This is a genomic window from Streptomyces sp. NBC_01788 (assembly GCF_035917575.1).
Taxonomy (GTDB): Bacteria; Actinomycetota; Actinomycetes; order Streptomycetales; family Streptomycetaceae; genus Streptomyces.
Genome location: NZ_CP109090.1, coordinates 120,763 through 134,110 on the forward strand (window position 1 = coordinate 120,763; position 13,348 = coordinate 134,110).

A 13,348-nucleotide genomic window follows, 5' to 3' on the forward strand; every position below is an offset into this window, starting at 1 on the left:
GTGTCTTCTACGGCTGTCCCGCCGTACTTCCAGCGTGCACCAGTCCGGCGGTCAGCCGGTGATCAGCATCGATGCCAAGAAGAAGGAACAGCTGGGGCAGCTGCCGAACCCCGGGCGGCAATGGCGCCCCGCCGGCGACAGCGATCCGGTGCGGGTGGAGGACCACAGCTTCTACTTCATCGGCCCCGACGTCGACGTGGCGATACCCTTCGGCATCTACGATCTGGCCCACGACAGCGGCTGGGTGAACGTCGGCACCGATCACGACACCTCCGTGTTCGCCGTCGAGTCGATCCGCCGCTGGTGATGGGCAGCGGCGGTTTCGCTTAGCTTAGGCGGCGCGGCGGGTCTTGCGGCGGCGTACTGCGACGGCGGTGCCGGCACCGGCGACGACCAGCGTGGCGGCCATACCGGCGATTGCGGCGGTGTTGTCGTTCGTACCGGTCTCGGCGAGGTGGGAGCCCATGGCCGCAGTCTTCGGGGCGTGGTGGTTCTTCGGGGCGTGGTTGGTCTTCATGGTCTTGTTGATCCAGCCCGCGTAGGCGCGCGCGTTGGTGTAGAGGCCAGGACCCTCCGAGCACGGCACCTTCGGGGCACCGGGCCCGGAGGTGACGCCGATCAGCTCCCAGCGGCCGTTCCGGCCCTTCTGGACCTGCGGCCCGCCGGAGTCCCCGAAGCACGCCATGGCCTTGGGCACGGTGGTGATGGTGCACAGCCGGGTCTTGCCCGCGTAGCCCGGCGCGCACTCGGACACAGCGCCCCTGCGGGTGTTCAGCTCCTGCAGCCGGTCCGGGAACTTGAGCTCGGTGTCGACGGTGGTGCCGAAGCCCAGGAGCCGGGTCGGCGTGCCGGGTCCCCCTACATGCTCGGCAATCTTGATGGGCTGCTGGGCGACCGGGCGGTCCAGGCGTATCAGCGCGAGGTCGTTGTTGTTGGCGGCCTTGCCCTCGCCGTTCACATAGCCGGGGTGGACGAAGATCCGGTCGATCTTTCGGACAGTGCCGCCGGACTTGCGGTGGTCGCTGCCGACGCGCACGATGCCGTCCAGCTCCAGGCCGTCACCCTTCACGCAGTGGGCCGCCGTCAGTACCCACTGCTTATCGATCAGCGACGCCCCGCAGGTCCCGTCGTTCAGGCCGAGCGTGGGGGCCGACTCGGGGACGGTCGCCATGAACGGGTAGTGCTCGGTGGAGTCCGATCCGTTGACGATGGCTGAGGCGCTGCCGGCCATGACAGTGGCGCAGGCCGCAGCTGCGAGAACGCCGACGGCAGCGGTGCGGGCGGTACGGCGGCGCAGTGGCTTGAAGCTGTACACAAAGAGTTCCTTTTTGCTCGGTGGATCCGTACGCATTTGCTCGGTGGATCCGTGCGCATTCAGCCTCGTTTTTTCGACGCCTGCCAGACCATCCGGGAAACAGGTCAACCGATGGTATGGCTCTCTTCCCCTCCGTACTGGGGAAAACCCGAGGCCCGGAGTGTGGCTGCCCGGCGTGACGGCGACGGCGGTCACCGCGGCCACGACCGCGACGATCACGAACTCCCGCCGTCGCCGCAACACGCGGAAATACCTCGCAAGGGCGGCCGGAGAAGACCCCCGGAGGAAGCCACCGATCTGAGAGCCAAGACGCAGACGTACGTGCTACGCGTTGATGGCGCTATTTGAAAATCCCGACCCGGTGCTGAGGAGTGGGGCAAACCTGCTGAGTTGATTTCCCCACCCTTCGTGCGATCTCGGTGTGGTGGGTGCGACGGCAAGCCTGCGTGGGCAACGGGTCGGGCCTCTTCGGGAGGCTGGGTGCTCACGAGGGAGGAAGACGTGGACGCGCACGCGCTGCGTCGCCAGGGCTGGACGATCTCCGCGATCGCCAGACACCTGGGACGCGACCGTAAGACGATCCGTGCCTACCTGAACGGCGAGCGCGCCCCGCGGCAGCGCCGCCAGGCTCCAGATATGTTCGTTCCCTTCTTGGACTACTGCCGTCAACGCCTGGCGGACGAACCGCACTTGTGGGCATCCACCCTGTTCGACGAGGTGGTCCAACTCGGCTACCGCGGCGCCTATTCGACGTTCACCGGGGCGCTTCGCCGCTACGAGGTCCGACCGTACTGCGAGCCCTGCCATGCGTCGCAGGGCCGGGATCGCGCGGTGATCGATCACCCGCCGGGCGAGGAGGTCCAGTTCGACTGGGTCGAGCTGCCCAATCCACCCGCGGGCTGGGGCATCGGCGGACACGCGCACCTGCTGGTCAGGGCGCTCGCGCATTCGGCCGCTGGCGGGCGGTGCTGGCGGAGCCGGAGGACTTCCCGCACATGGTCTAGTGTCCTGCGCCGGTAGTCCGTCGTTAGATCTTGTATGAGTTCTTCTGCCGGGGTGCCGGTGCCGCGTCGTGGTCCGAAGCTGGAACCACTGCTGCTGGGCGATGACGAGCGTGCTGTGCTGGAGCATTGGACGAGGCGGGCGAGTTCCGCTCAGGCGCTGGCGTTACGGGCGCGGATCGTGCTGGCGTGTGCTGGACCTGATGTCCCGCCCATCGTCGAGGTGGCCCGCAACCTGCGGATCTCTGCGGACACGGTGCGCAAGTGGCGGCGGCGGTTCCTCGCTGAGCGGCTGGACGGCCTGGCAGATGAGCCCCGGCCGGGCCGGCCGCCCACCATCAGTGTGGATCAGGTGGAGGCGGTCGTGATCGCCACGCTGGAGGAGATCCCGAAGAACGCCACGCACTGGTCGAGGAAGTCGATGGCCGAGCACAGCGGTCTGTCGAAGTCCACCGTCGGCCGGATCTGGCGGAAGTTCCAGCTCAAGCCGCACCTGACGGACACCTTCAAGCTGTCCACGGACCCGTTCTTCGTGGAGAAGGTCTACGACGTCGTCGGGCTGTACTTCAACCCGCCCGAGGGCGCGGTGGTCCTCTCGGTGGACGAGAAGTCCCAGATCCAGGCCCTGGACCGCTCCCAGCCTGCGCTGCCGATGATGCCGGGCATGCCCGAGCGGCGCACCCACGACTACGTCCGCAACGGGCTGACCACGCTGTTCGCCGCGTTCGACGTCGCCACCGGTGAAGTCATCAGCTCCCTGCACCGCCGGCACCCGGCGGCGGAGTTCAAGAAGTTCCTGATCCGGATCGACAAAAAGGTGCCCGCACACCTGCAGATCCACCTGATCTGCGACAACTGTGAGACTCGTGGGGCGTCGCCGGGGGCCAGAGCCTGACCCGTGCGACAACTGGCCTCAGCTGCCTTGGAGTAGATCTGTCGGCTCCGGCCCCCGGCGGTGCTTGCTGCCGCCGGACCGGCGGGCGTGTCCCGATAGGGGCCTTGCCCCAAGGCCGGGAAGTTAGCGTTTTCGCAGGTCACGCAAGGCCGTTGAAGGTTCGAGGCGAAAGCACAACGGAGCTCGTTGATACAGGCAGTCGACCAAGACAGCTTGTACGTGAGGAGCTCCGTCGCGAGTTCATTTTGCCCTGCCGTCCGCGCTGACGGCCATCACCCGTACGGTGACCGTGGCCGCGGGACGGTTCGCACCAGGCCACTTGGGAGAACTGACCGCTGTGGTTTCGTTCGAGCTGGTGGACGCGGTTCTGGCACAGACGCGGACGGTGCAGCGGCGGCTGCGTGATCTTCCGTCGCGGGTCGGGATGTACTTCCTGCTCGCGATGTGCCTGTTCCCCGAGGTTGGCTACCGGCTGGTCTGGGACAAGCTCACCGGCGGCCTGGCCGGGATGCCGGTGGCCCAGCCGAGCGCGAAGGCCCTGCGGGATCTGCGGCGTCGGCTTGGGGCCGCGCCGGTGCGGTCACTGTTCGAGGTGCTTGCAGGTCCGCTGGCTCGCCCGACGACACCGGGGGTGCGCTTCGGCGCTTACCGGACGGTGTCCTTCGACGGCTGCAGCTCGCTACGGGTACCCGATTCGCCCCGCAACCGGGCCTGGCTCGGGCGAACGGCCCATCACGGCTATCCCACGCTGGAGCTGATGCCGCTGGTCGAGACCGGGACCAGGTCCCTGATCGGCGCGGTCTTCGGTCCCACCGACGAGGGTGAGACCGCCTATGCCCGTCGGCTGCTGCACCTGCTGGGGCCGGACATGCTGGTGCTGTGGGACAAGGGCTTCGACGCCAACGCCTTCCTCGCCCAGGTGAGCGCGACCGGCGCGAAGGTCCTGGGCCGACTCCGCAGCAACCGGCGCACCCCGGTCCTGGCCCGCCTGGACGACGGCTCCTACCTGTCGGTGATTGGCACCGTCAAGGTCCGGATCATCGACGCCGAGATCACGGTGACCTGCGCCGACGGCACCGTGTTCACCGGCTCCTACCGGTTGGCCACCACCTTGACAGACGCGCGCCGGCACCCCGCAGCGGCGCTCGTCAGCCTCTATCACGAGCGCTGGGAACACGAGAGTGCGTACTACGCGCTCCGCCACACGATCCTGGCCGGCCGGAACTTTCGGTCGGGCGATCGGGCCGGTCTCGAACAGGAGGTGTGGGCCCTGCTCACGCTCTACCAAGCCCTACGGGCCGTGATGGTCGAGGCCGCCGAGTCCCTCCCCGGCACCGACCCCGACCGCTGCAGTTTCACCGTGGCTCTCCAGACCGCCCGCGACCAGGTCGTCCAGGCCACAGGGATCGTCCCGGACGAGCCCGGCTCCCTCGGGTTGATCGGCCAGCGAGTGCTGGCCCGACTCCTTGCGCCCCGCCGTCACCGAGCGAGCATCCGCAAGGTCAAGTCACCCATCTCCCGCTACAGCGAGCGACGTGACGACGGCCGCCCCGACCGCAGCCGCACCATCACCGAGCTCACCGTCACCGTCCTCGAACCCGACCCCGAACAGCAGCCTTTGCCCACGGTCTCCCGCGACGACCGCCACACCGTCCCGACCCAACGCCGACGGCACCGCGTCCTCGCGCTGCTGCAGGACGACCCGACCCGCCTATGGAGACCCGCGGAGATCGCCGCCCACTTCGGCGACATCACCCTGCACACCATGTATCGGCAGCTGTCCCGATGGGCCGAAACCGGGATTATCCACAAACTCGGTCCCGGCCTCTACGCAGCCACGGCCTGGACCTCAACGCCCTTGCCACCAGCGCAAACAGGCTAACTTCCCGGCCTTGGGCCTTGCCCCACAAGGCACCATCACAGTTCTGACCGCCCACCCGGCCCGGCGTCGGCCATCAGCCCCAGCCGATGAAGGAGCCGCGTGACCGTCACCAGCATGCCCCAGCCGACCCTGCCCGCACAGCAGGCAGCGCAGCCCGCGGAGGACGTGATCCTCGGGGTCGATACACACAAGGACGTGCACGTCGCCGCAGTGATCACCGTGCTCGGCGCACTGCTGGCTCACCAGGAGTTCCCGACCACCGCTGCCGGATACCGCCAACTCCTCGCCTGGGCACGCTCCTTCGGCATCCTGCATCGTGCCGGAGTGGAGTGCACCGGATCCTACGGATCGGCCCTGGCACGGTTCCTGCAGCAGGAGAACATCCAGGTCATCGAGGTCAACCAGCCTGATCGTGCCACCCGGCGCAAGCGGGGCAAGACCGACGCCGTCGACGCGGACGCCGCTGCCCGCGCGGTCCTGTCCGGACGTGCCACCACCACACCCAAGACCGGTGACGGCCCGGCCGCCGACCTGCGCGTCCTCAGACTGGCCAAGGAATCGGCCATCAAGGCCCGTACCCAGGCGATGAACCAGCTCAAAGCCGTGCTCCTGGGCGTCGATCCCGCACTCCGCGAGTCCATGTCTGGCCTCAAGAACCCGGCACTGATCGCGCGGTGCGCGGACGGCCTTGCCGACAGCGACGACGCAGCCGTGTTCACCCTCCGCCTCCTGGCCCGCCGCATCCAGCACCTGACCTGCGAGGTCAAGGAGCTCGCCCGCCGAGTTACCCAGGCCGTCCGCGAACACCGCCCGCAGCTGCTGGAACTCGTCGGCGTCGGACCCGACAGCGCCGCAGCCCTCCTCATCGCCGCCGGCGACAACCCCGACCGGATCGCCACCGAGGCGTCATTCGCCGCTCTGTGCGGCTTCAGCCCGGTTGAACAATCTTCCGGCAAGACCCAGCGCCGACGGCTCAACCGCGGCGGGAACCGGCAGGCCAACGCTGCCCTCTACCGCATCGTCATGACCCGCATACGCTGGGACGACCGCACCCGCTCCTACCTGGAACGACGCACCAAACAAGGCATGTCGAAGCGCGAGATCATCCGCTGCCTCAAACGCTACGTCGCCCGCGAAATCTACCGCCACATCCAGCCGAAGATGGCCACCCCAACCCCTCCTCTGCCACTTGACGAAACATAGGGGCATCTACGGCACCCACAAGACGCCCGCGATCAGGGCGTGGCTGGCCAAACACTCCCGGTTTCACATGCACTTCACCCCGACCGGCTCTTCGTGGATCAACCAGGTCGAGCGGTGGTTCGGGTTCCTGGCCGACCAGATGATCCGCCGCGGCACCCACAAGAACGTCCAGGTCCTCGAGGCCGACATCCGCCGCTGGATCAAGAACTGGAACGAGGACCCCAAGCCGTTCATCTGGACGAAGACCGCCGAAGAGATCCTCGAATCCCTCGCCCACTTCTGCCGACGGATTTCAAGCGCAGGACACTAGGCCCTCGACCAGGTGCTGCGCAAGCTCGGCGGCACCGCCAGACGGTGGCGGTTCGACCGGATGGCGACCGTCTGTTACCCCTCCAGCGGCCAGGCCACCCCGACGTTCGCGGGGTCGCGATGTTCTACGGCGTCCAGGTGGCGATCTGCCCGCCGCGGGGGAAAAAAACCGCAAGGGCGTGGTGGAGAAGGCCAACCACTCGGCGGTGCAACGCTGGTGGCGCACGGTCCCCGACGGTCTCAGCGTCACGCAGGCCCGGTCTGGCGTCGACAAGCTCGCCGTCCGGATGGACGAGCGGCGCCGCAGCGTCGACGGCGTCAAGGTGACCTTCCCGACCTCGCCACGGCCGAGCAGCTGCTTGAGCTGCCCACGCTGCCGTTCCCGGCCGAGTTGGACGTCGTGCGGACCGTCAGCCCGCAGGCCCTGGTGTCCTTCGAGGGCAACCTCTACTCGGTCTCGCCCGGGATGTCGGGGATACGGGTCACCGTCCGGCAGCGGCTCGGCGAGGACTACCCGCACATCGCCACGGCGGGGAAGGCCGCCGTCGCCCGGCACCGGCTCGCGTCGCGCGGGGCCGGGCGGACGGTCCGCGACGAGGGTCATGTGATTGCGCTGGAGCGGGCGGTCCTCGCGCAGGTCAGTGACCGGGCCCCGAGCAAGACCAAGACCCCCCGCCCGCTGTCGCCCGAGGCGCTCGCTGAGGCCGAGCGGCTGCGGGGCCAGGCCGTCGGCGGGAGTCCGGCCGAGCGGGTCGTGATCAACCTTGACACCTATGCCGCCGTGGCCGACCGGCTGCGGACCGCTCCGACACCCGAGGAGGAACCCGGCGAGTGAGCACATCACCGACGCAGATGAGTGAAGCGCGCCGCTACTCGCAGCTGCGGGCCCACCTCGAGGGCTTGCCCAGCCGTCCCGTCAGCGCTGGGCTGGACACCGCGAGCCGAACAGCCCGACCGCGGCGAAGGAGGAACGGGTGCGCAGCTTCGAGACGGGATCAGACGGTCGTACGACGCGACGTGCACCGCTCTGGCCGCGTGTGGAGTGAGCACGCATGCGTGTCGTCCGCCGACACGAGCGAGGACCTGGTGGCTGCCTGCCCGCTGGGAGCCGAGACCCGCTGGCCCGCCCTGTACGTCAAGGCCCGTGCGGACGGCGACCGTGCGGTGCGCACCGAGGCGTTCGACGCGATGGCTAGTGGCGTGCGGGAGCTGGCGGCCGTGGTGTGGCAGGAGACCGAGCTGCTGCTGTGGAAGCCGCCGACGGCGTGGTTCAGCGTCAACGCCTTCTACACCATCGGCGGGCTGCGGAACTGGTACGTGAACTTCGAGCACCCCCACCGCTCGGACCGGCGATGGGTTCGACACCTTCGACCTCACCGTAGACCTGGTCGTCGGCCCCGACCTGACCAGCTGGCAGTGGCACGACGGGACCAAGGTCGAGGGGCTTTCTCGCCGTCGTCGGCGCCGCCGCCAACTCGACCGCCGCCCGCGCAGTCGCTGCCGCCAACGCCGGGACACCCGCCCAGGCCGGGCCCGTCAAGCCCGCTGGGCGAGCCACGGGCGGCGCCATGACTGCCGAGTTCGGCGCCCTCGCCGCCGTAGCCGGCGCCGTAGGCACAACCGCCGCCGCGGGCGCCTCGGCCATCAGGTCGGCGGCCGACCTGGGCCGCGAGGGCATCGGCCTTGCCTGCGACGGGGTCCGGGAAGCCAGGGCCGGCGGCGAGCGCCGCCACGAACGGAAGATGCACGCCGCCGGGAGCGGTGGCGACGAGGGCTGACCCCAGACCGAATATGACGAGGCACCCCGAGGAGCCGCTCGAATCGGCTCCCGCCGGGGCGCCGTCGTGTCCGGGGCCGCCGGACGGCGGCCCCGGACACGACGCCCCCCTTGCGCGACGGGAGGGCGGGCCGGTCCTCGGCCGTCGGAAGTTGGAATGACCGGGGGCAGTAACCGGCAGCAGCGAGTGTTACTGGTATCAGTAACGGTCCCGGCCGGGGGCGGCCTGGGATCAGTTCGTGGGGATCGGGCCCGTCGTTCGGTTCCGCCCGGAGAGGCATTGGGAAGGGCGGGGCCCACGGTGGTGAACAGCTCCGGATGCCGCCGCTTGAGCCGGGCGTAGGCCCTGAGGCGTGCGTTTCGTCGGCGTTGCTGCATGTTCATCTCAGGCCGCCCCATCCAGGAGCCGTGACAATTCGGCGTCCATATCCAGACCGGAGACTTCCTGGCCGGCCGGCACCAAGTGGTACGTCCGCCCCAGCCACTGCGCGACCACTGGGAGGGGAGCGGTGAGCCAAGCGGTCCCGTGCGGAGAGGACAGAGCAAGGTTCAGCTCGGCATCGGGCCCGGAACCGACCGGCCAGACGCGCACATTGCCTTGCCCGGTGGGCTGGTTGAGGCCCTCTGTCAGCGTGTCACGTGCCAAGGCCCAGCTGACTTGATGGACGGTGCCGGTCTGGAAGACGATGATCGCGGCAAACGGGTCTTGGGTGGCGTAATGCAGACGAGTTGGCACCGCGAGGCGGTCGCCGGACGGAAGTACCAGCTCCATGTGCAACGTCTGGTCTACGTGATAGTGCATGGCTCGGATTGCTCCTCGAGAGCCTGGGCCGGTCGGCGCACTGCCGCCCCAACGGCCGCGGTGCGCGGAGGCCCAGGGGCGGGCCGGGCCGGCGCGCTACAAGCCGGCCCGGTGCCCACCTTGGGCGGTCAGTTGAAGATGCGGTGGTCGAAGCCACGGTCGTGGCTGCTCACGGAGTGCCATGCGCCGTTGTTCTTCACGTAGAACCAGTGTCCGTCGTAGCGGTACTGCCGACCGTGGTCGTTGCAGTACCAGCCGCTGCCGATCCGCACCCACTTGCGGTGGCCGTCCCAGCGAGTGTCGTGACGGTCGTGGTGGCCGTCCCAGCGAGTGTCGTGACGGTCGTGGTGGCCGTCCCAGCGAGTGTCGTCACGGTCGTGGTGGCCGTTCCAACGAGTGTCGCGATGGTCGTGGTGGTCGCCGTACTGGGTCCGGTCCGAGGAGTGGTACGCCACAACCGCGGTGTGGTCGGCTACCTCTGCCGGCGCAGCCGAGGCGGTGCCGCCCATTGTCAGGAGGGCGCCCGCGGCGACTGCGAGTGCCGCTGCCGAGGTGACGAACCGCCGCCCGAAGTTGTGCTTCATGATCCTTCTCCTTGCTGTGCTCCGGACCTCTGGATTGAGGCTCCGCTTGGCGGCATGGGTGCCATGCATCCCTTCGAAGGGTGGGCTCCCGTACCCCGCTGTCGAGCGCCGGTTCCCGGCGTCGGCGGCCTGTCGCGCTCCCGCCCGAGCGGGCGAGAGGCGCAGGGATAGGGGATTTTTCAGCGGGTCACTTCGTTCTAAGTGACCTGAAGCTGTACGCAGAGAGTTCCTTTTTGCTCGGTGGATCCCCGTACGCATTCAGCATCGTTGTTTCGATGCCTGCCAGACCATCCGGGAAACAGGTCAACCGATGGTATGGCCCTCTTCCCCTCCGTACTGGGGAAAGCCCGTGGCCCGGAGTGTGGCTGCCTGGCGAAGGATTTCGTAAGGGCCGGAGAAGACCCCCGGAGGAAGCCACCGAGGCGCTGTAAGCGCCCGGCCCATTCGAGGCCATGTCCAGGGATGAGGAAGACTTCTGGGCCTTTCGCCGAGTTCACACGACGGCTCCGCAAAGAGCGACGCGGGGCCCGCAGTCTCTTTCAGGGCTTCGATGGGCCGGGGTGGGCCTGGCAGTGCTCCGCATCACTGCCCATTAGTAACTCCAGTCTGGTTTTGTGATCTTACGTAAGGGGCGTCTGGGTGTCTTACGGACTGCGTGCGGACTGCTGGAACTCTGTGCGGATCATTGGGCACCTGAAGGCCGCCCGAGTGGCGGGTCCGCACAGCCCGACCGGTTACGAGCTCGAAGGTGGTCTTGCCTCGCCGGTCAATGAGGAGCCGCAAGCCGCTGATACACCGTCACCCGCCGACCACGGACCTGCTCGTCAGCCACTGGCGTGAAGTACTTCTTCAGCACGGCGGTCTTCATCTTGTCCCGCTCAGCCGTCACCGGTTTCGCCACCTGCGTTGCGTCCGTCACCAGCAGTATCCGTTGCTGGGCAAGCATCGCAGCACGTATGTGATCCGGACTTGCCTCCACACCCTTCAGGGTCCCGGACTTCTCTGGGCTCTCTACGAGAGCTATGTCTCGCAGCCCGGCGATGGCGCTCGGCGAGACGGACTTGGTGTCCCGACGTGCCCACGGGATGAAGAGCACCGCACTCCCGGCCGTTCTCATCCGCCGGACGTCCGACGCTATCGCCAGGACGTCGTCCACCCTGCTTGCCGAGGACCGCTTTGTCAGCGACACAGTCGGCCTGCTCGGGGCCGATCCAGTAGGGGGGCCGACACCACCGATCGCCAGCAGAACCGCAGGACCGATCAACATGTGCCAGGACAGCGGCGGGATCCATGACACCTGTCGGCAGCAGCCGTCGGGTTGCCGCTGCTGGCGGTGCCGCAGATCGGCCTCATCGCGTCCTTTCCCTGATCCAGGCCCCAGTTGCGACCAGTGCATAGGGCCGACCCTCTTGCAGGTAGAACTGCACAGCCGGCAGCAGCCCGAACGCCATCCCTCCCGCAAGTACTCCAGCAGCGTTTCGCTACCTGGCCTGGTCAGAGGCGTCGTCCGGAGTGTAGTTGGCTGGTGGTGCGTCAGGGGCGGTCTTGCCGGACCGCCCCTCCAAGGAGTGGACCGGGAAGATGGCTGGGCGCTGATATGGACAGCCTCTCGGCGTGATCGACGAACATGCGGACGCAATCTGGGAACGAGAACTCGGCGATCTCTTCCTCTGCATCGGCCACCGGTTTGGCCGTGCCGACCTACGGCGCCGGATGCGGGACTGTGTGCGGGGCCTGCTCGCCCCTGTCGGCCGCAAGAACGGCTGGCAGCTGGCCGAGTTCGCCGGGCATCGCACCCCCGACGGCCTCCAGCGGTTGCTGAACGGGGCGGCCTGGGACGCCGACGACGCCCGCCACTGTCACTACCTGCGGCTGTGTCGCACGATCGAGGGGCGGTCTCCGTGAGACCGCCCCGGGTCGTCCCGTGTCCCGCTACACTCCAGCCGCCCGATGAAACCCGCAGGTCAGACAGCAAAATCCTGCTGGAGTATTAGGTGTGCCGTCTCATGACATGGTTCCTCGCTGTCAGGCTTGGCGGGCGTAGGACGTGAGGCGATCGGCGAGTTCGATGACGAGGTCGCGCAGTTCAGCGGGGCGCTCGATGACGAACGGCCGGTCGAGTGAGGCGAGTACCGGAGGCAACCAGTCGAGCCGCTCCGCCCGCAGCTCGACGCGCAGCCAGCGCTCGGTTGCCCGGTCCTCGCCTGCCGCTGGCTCGTGCTCCTCCAGGCTCGCGACGCTGGCGGGAAGGTGGGCGCGGATCTGCTCGACCGTCCCGTGGATCCGCAAGGTCACCTCATGCTGGTACTCAGCCGTGGCGAAGCCTGACAATACGCGCTGTGCCGGACCGGGACCCGCCGGCGCTTCGAATGAACCGGGCAGGGTCCGCGCGTCTGCGATGCGATCGAGCCGGAAGGTTCGGTCCTCGCCGATCCGGGCGTCCTTGCCCGTGACGTACCACCGGCCCGAATGGGCGACGATCCCGTACGCGTGCAGCGTGCGTTCGCTCCGCCGTCCGTTGCGGTCGGTGTAGCGGATCGAGACCGGTCGGCGGTGGCGCACCGCATCGGCGATGGTGAGCAGGACCCCGGCGTCCGGGGTGTCGAACTCTCCGGGCTGTTCCGTGAAGGCGAGGGATTCCAGGAGTGTGTCGAGCCGGCGGGCGAGGTGCTTGGGCAGCACCCTCCGGATCTTCGCCGATGCCGTCTCGTTCGCCGTGTGCTGCGTCGTTGTCAGCCCTGCTCGGCGGCCGGCGACCAGGCCGAGCAGCACGGCCAGCGCCTCGTCGTCGCTGAGCATGAGCGGAGGCAAGCGGTACCCGGGGGCGAGCCGGTACCCGCCGTAGCGGCCGCGCACCGATTCCACGGGCACGTCGAGGTCGATCAGCTGGTCCACATACCGCCGCACGGTGCGCCCTTCGACGCCGAGCCGGTCGGCGAGTTCGGCCACCGTCCGGGTGCCGCCCGACTGCAGCAGCTCCAGGAGTGTCAGCACGCGGCCGGTGGGTCGAGGCATGTTCGCAGCCTAACGCGAATACGGGACCGATTCTGTCCACTATTTCTCCTAGCCTGCGACGTGCACCCCTCCAGCACAGCCAAGGAGATCACCATGGACTTCGTCTCGATCCGCATCATCACCAGCGACGTAGCGCGCCTCGTCGAGTTCTACGAGCAAGCCACAGGGGCGCGGGCGACGTGGGTCACCGAGGACTTCGCCGAACTCAAGACCGCGGGCGCCACCCTCGCGATCGCCGGCACCCGCACCGTCCCGCTGTTCGCCCCGGGATCTGCCCGCCCGGCGGACAACCACAGTGTGATCACTGAGTTCCTCGTCGACGACGTGGACCGCGTTCACCAGAACCTGACCGGCTTCGTCACCGACTTCGTCAACGAGCCCACCACGATGCCCTGGGGCAACCGGTCGCTGCTGTTCCGCGACCCCGACGGCAACCTCGTCAACTTTTTCACCCCCGTCACCCCGGCGGCTATCGAAAAGTTCGCACGCTGACGCCACACACAGCCGCTCACGCGGGAGCCCTGGGACCCCAGGGCTCCCGGTGTACGCGGCCGCCGAGTTCGGG

General features: G+C 68.3%; 12 protein-coding genes and 3 pseudogenes. 10 read left to right on the forward strand and 5 right to left on the reverse strand.

The window, feature by feature from the left end:
- Positions 1 to 37: 37 nt before the first annotated feature.
- A pseudogene (locus tag OIE49_RS00560) lies at positions 38 to 304 on the forward strand (ISAzo13-like element transposase-related protein); the annotation flags it as partial.
- A 27-nt stretch (positions 305 to 331) separates the two neighbouring features.
- Here OIE49_RS00560 and OIE49_RS00565 read toward each other — a convergent pair.
- Positions 332 to 1,315: a serine protease gene (locus OIE49_RS00565; protein ID WP_326800557.1), complete on the reverse strand. Its 984-nt coding sequence runs from the start codon at positions 1,313 to 1,315 to the stop codon at positions 332 to 334.
- A gap of 501 nt (positions 1,316 to 1,816) precedes the next feature.
- Between OIE49_RS00565 and OIE49_RS00570 the strand changes: the two genes are divergently transcribed.
- The 7 genes and pseudogenes from OIE49_RS00570 to OIE49_RS00600 all read left to right on the forward strand — a co-directional run bounded on the left by OIE49_RS00570 (position 1,817) and on the right by OIE49_RS00600 (position 8,383).
- Entirely contained in the window at positions 1,817 to 2,335 is a 519-nt protein-coding gene (locus tag OIE49_RS00570; RefSeq protein ID WP_326800558.1) for a terminase gpP N-terminus-related DNA-binding protein, read from the forward strand.
- Positions 2,336 to 2,353: 18 nt separating this feature from the next.
- Positions 2,354 to 3,211 (forward strand): IS630 family transposase, encoded by an 858-nt coding sequence (locus tag OIE49_RS00575; protein ID WP_442812184.1) that lies wholly within the window; start codon positions 2,354 to 2,356, stop codon positions 3,209 to 3,211.
- Between the two features lie 250 nt (positions 3,212 to 3,461).
- The gene (locus OIE49_RS00580) at positions 3,462 to 5,093 is read left to right on the forward strand and encodes an IS4 family transposase (RefSeq protein ID WP_442812338.1); all 1,632 of its coding nucleotides are present in this window, start codon (positions 3,462 to 3,464) and stop codon (positions 5,091 to 5,093) included.
- A 114-nt stretch (positions 5,094 to 5,207) separates the two neighbouring features.
- On the forward strand, positions 5,208 to 6,296 hold the full coding sequence (locus tag OIE49_RS00585; RefSeq protein ID WP_442812339.1) for an IS110 family transposase: 1,089 nt from the start codon (positions 5,208 to 5,210) through the stop codon (positions 6,294 to 6,296).
- 7 nt (positions 6,297 to 6,303) lie between these two features.
- Positions 6,304 to 6,606, forward strand: a pseudogene (locus tag OIE49_RS00590) (transposase); the annotation flags it as partial.
- A 60-nt stretch (positions 6,607 to 6,666) separates the two neighbouring features.
- Positions 6,667 to 7,440 carry a Mu transposase domain-containing protein gene (locus OIE49_RS36985; RefSeq protein WP_442812340.1) on the forward strand — a complete coding sequence of 258 codons (774 nt, stop codon included), beginning with the start codon at positions 6,667 to 6,669 and terminating at the stop codon, positions 7,438 to 7,440.
- A gap of 733 nt (positions 7,441 to 8,173) precedes the next feature.
- Complete coding sequence (locus OIE49_RS00600) at positions 8,174 to 8,383, forward strand: hypothetical protein (RefSeq protein ID WP_326800561.1); 210 nt, start codon at positions 8,174 to 8,176, stop codon at positions 8,381 to 8,383.
- Between the two features lie 384 nt (positions 8,384 to 8,767).
- On the opposite strand, the gene OIE49_RS00605 is transcribed toward OIE49_RS00600, so the two are convergent.
- From OIE49_RS00605 to OIE49_RS36990, 3 genes are all read right to left on the reverse strand, one after another.
- Positions 8,768 to 9,184 (reverse strand): SsgA family sporulation/cell division regulator, encoded by a 417-nt coding sequence (locus OIE49_RS00605; protein WP_326800562.1) that lies wholly within the window; start codon positions 9,182 to 9,184, stop codon positions 8,768 to 8,770.
- Between the two features lie 128 nt (positions 9,185 to 9,312).
- The gene (locus OIE49_RS00610) at positions 9,313 to 9,768 is read right to left on the reverse strand and encodes a hypothetical protein (protein WP_326800563.1); all 456 of its coding nucleotides are present in this window, start codon (positions 9,766 to 9,768) and stop codon (positions 9,313 to 9,315) included.
- Positions 9,769 to 10,534: 766 nt separating this feature from the next.
- Entirely contained in the window at positions 10,535 to 10,924 is a 390-nt protein-coding gene (locus tag OIE49_RS36990) for a hypothetical protein (RefSeq protein ID WP_401847739.1), read from the reverse strand.
- Positions 10,925 to 11,406: 482 nt separating this feature from the next.
- Here OIE49_RS36990 and OIE49_RS00620 point away from each other — a divergent pair.
- A pseudogene (locus OIE49_RS00620) lies at positions 11,407 to 11,622 on the forward strand (IS701 family transposase); the annotation flags it as partial.
- Between the two features lie 171 nt (positions 11,623 to 11,793).
- Here the strand turns inward: OIE49_RS00620 and OIE49_RS00625 are convergent.
- The gene (locus OIE49_RS00625; RefSeq protein ID WP_326800564.1) at positions 11,794 to 12,783 is read right to left on the reverse strand and encodes a helix-turn-helix transcriptional regulator; all 990 of its coding nucleotides are present in this window, start codon (positions 12,781 to 12,783) and stop codon (positions 11,794 to 11,796) included.
- A gap of 93 nt (positions 12,784 to 12,876) precedes the next feature.
- Between OIE49_RS00625 and OIE49_RS00630 the strand changes: the two genes are divergently transcribed.
- Entirely contained in the window at positions 12,877 to 13,275 is a 399-nt protein-coding gene (locus OIE49_RS00630; RefSeq protein WP_326800565.1) for a VOC family protein, read from the forward strand.
- The last annotated feature ends 73 nt before the right edge of the window (positions 13,276 to 13,348 follow it).

Bases quoted from the DNA above. Each gene is read 5' to 3' on its own strand.
- OIE49_RS00625 (WP_326800564.1), bottom strand. From the start codon at position 12,783: ATGCCTCGACCCACCGGCCGCGTGCTGACACTCCTGGAGCTGCTGCAG.
- OIE49_RS00585 (WP_442812339.1), top strand. From the start codon at position 5,208: ATGCCCCAGCCGACCCTGCCCGCACAGCAGGCAGCGCAGCCCGCGGAG.
- OIE49_RS00630 (WP_326800565.1), top strand. From the start codon at position 12,877: ATGGACTTCGTCTCGATCCGCATCATCACCAGCGACGTAGCGCGCCTC.
- OIE49_RS00605 (WP_326800562.1), bottom strand. From the start codon at position 9,184: ATGCACTATCACGTAGACCAGACGTTGCACATGGAGCTGGTACTTCCG.
- OIE49_RS00575 (WP_442812184.1), top strand. From the start codon at position 2,354: ATGAGTTCTTCTGCCGGGGTGCCGGTGCCGCGTCGTGGTCCGAAGCTG.
- OIE49_RS36985 (WP_442812340.1), top strand. From the start codon at position 6,667: ATGGCGACCGTCTGTTACCCCTCCAGCGGCCAGGCCACCCCGACGTTC.
- OIE49_RS00600 (WP_326800561.1), top strand. From the start codon at position 8,174: ATGACTGCCGAGTTCGGCGCCCTCGCCGCCGTAGCCGGCGCCGTAGGC.
- OIE49_RS00610 (WP_326800563.1), bottom strand. From the start codon at position 9,768: ATGAAGCACAACTTCGGGCGGCGGTTCGTCACCTCGGCAGCGGCACTC.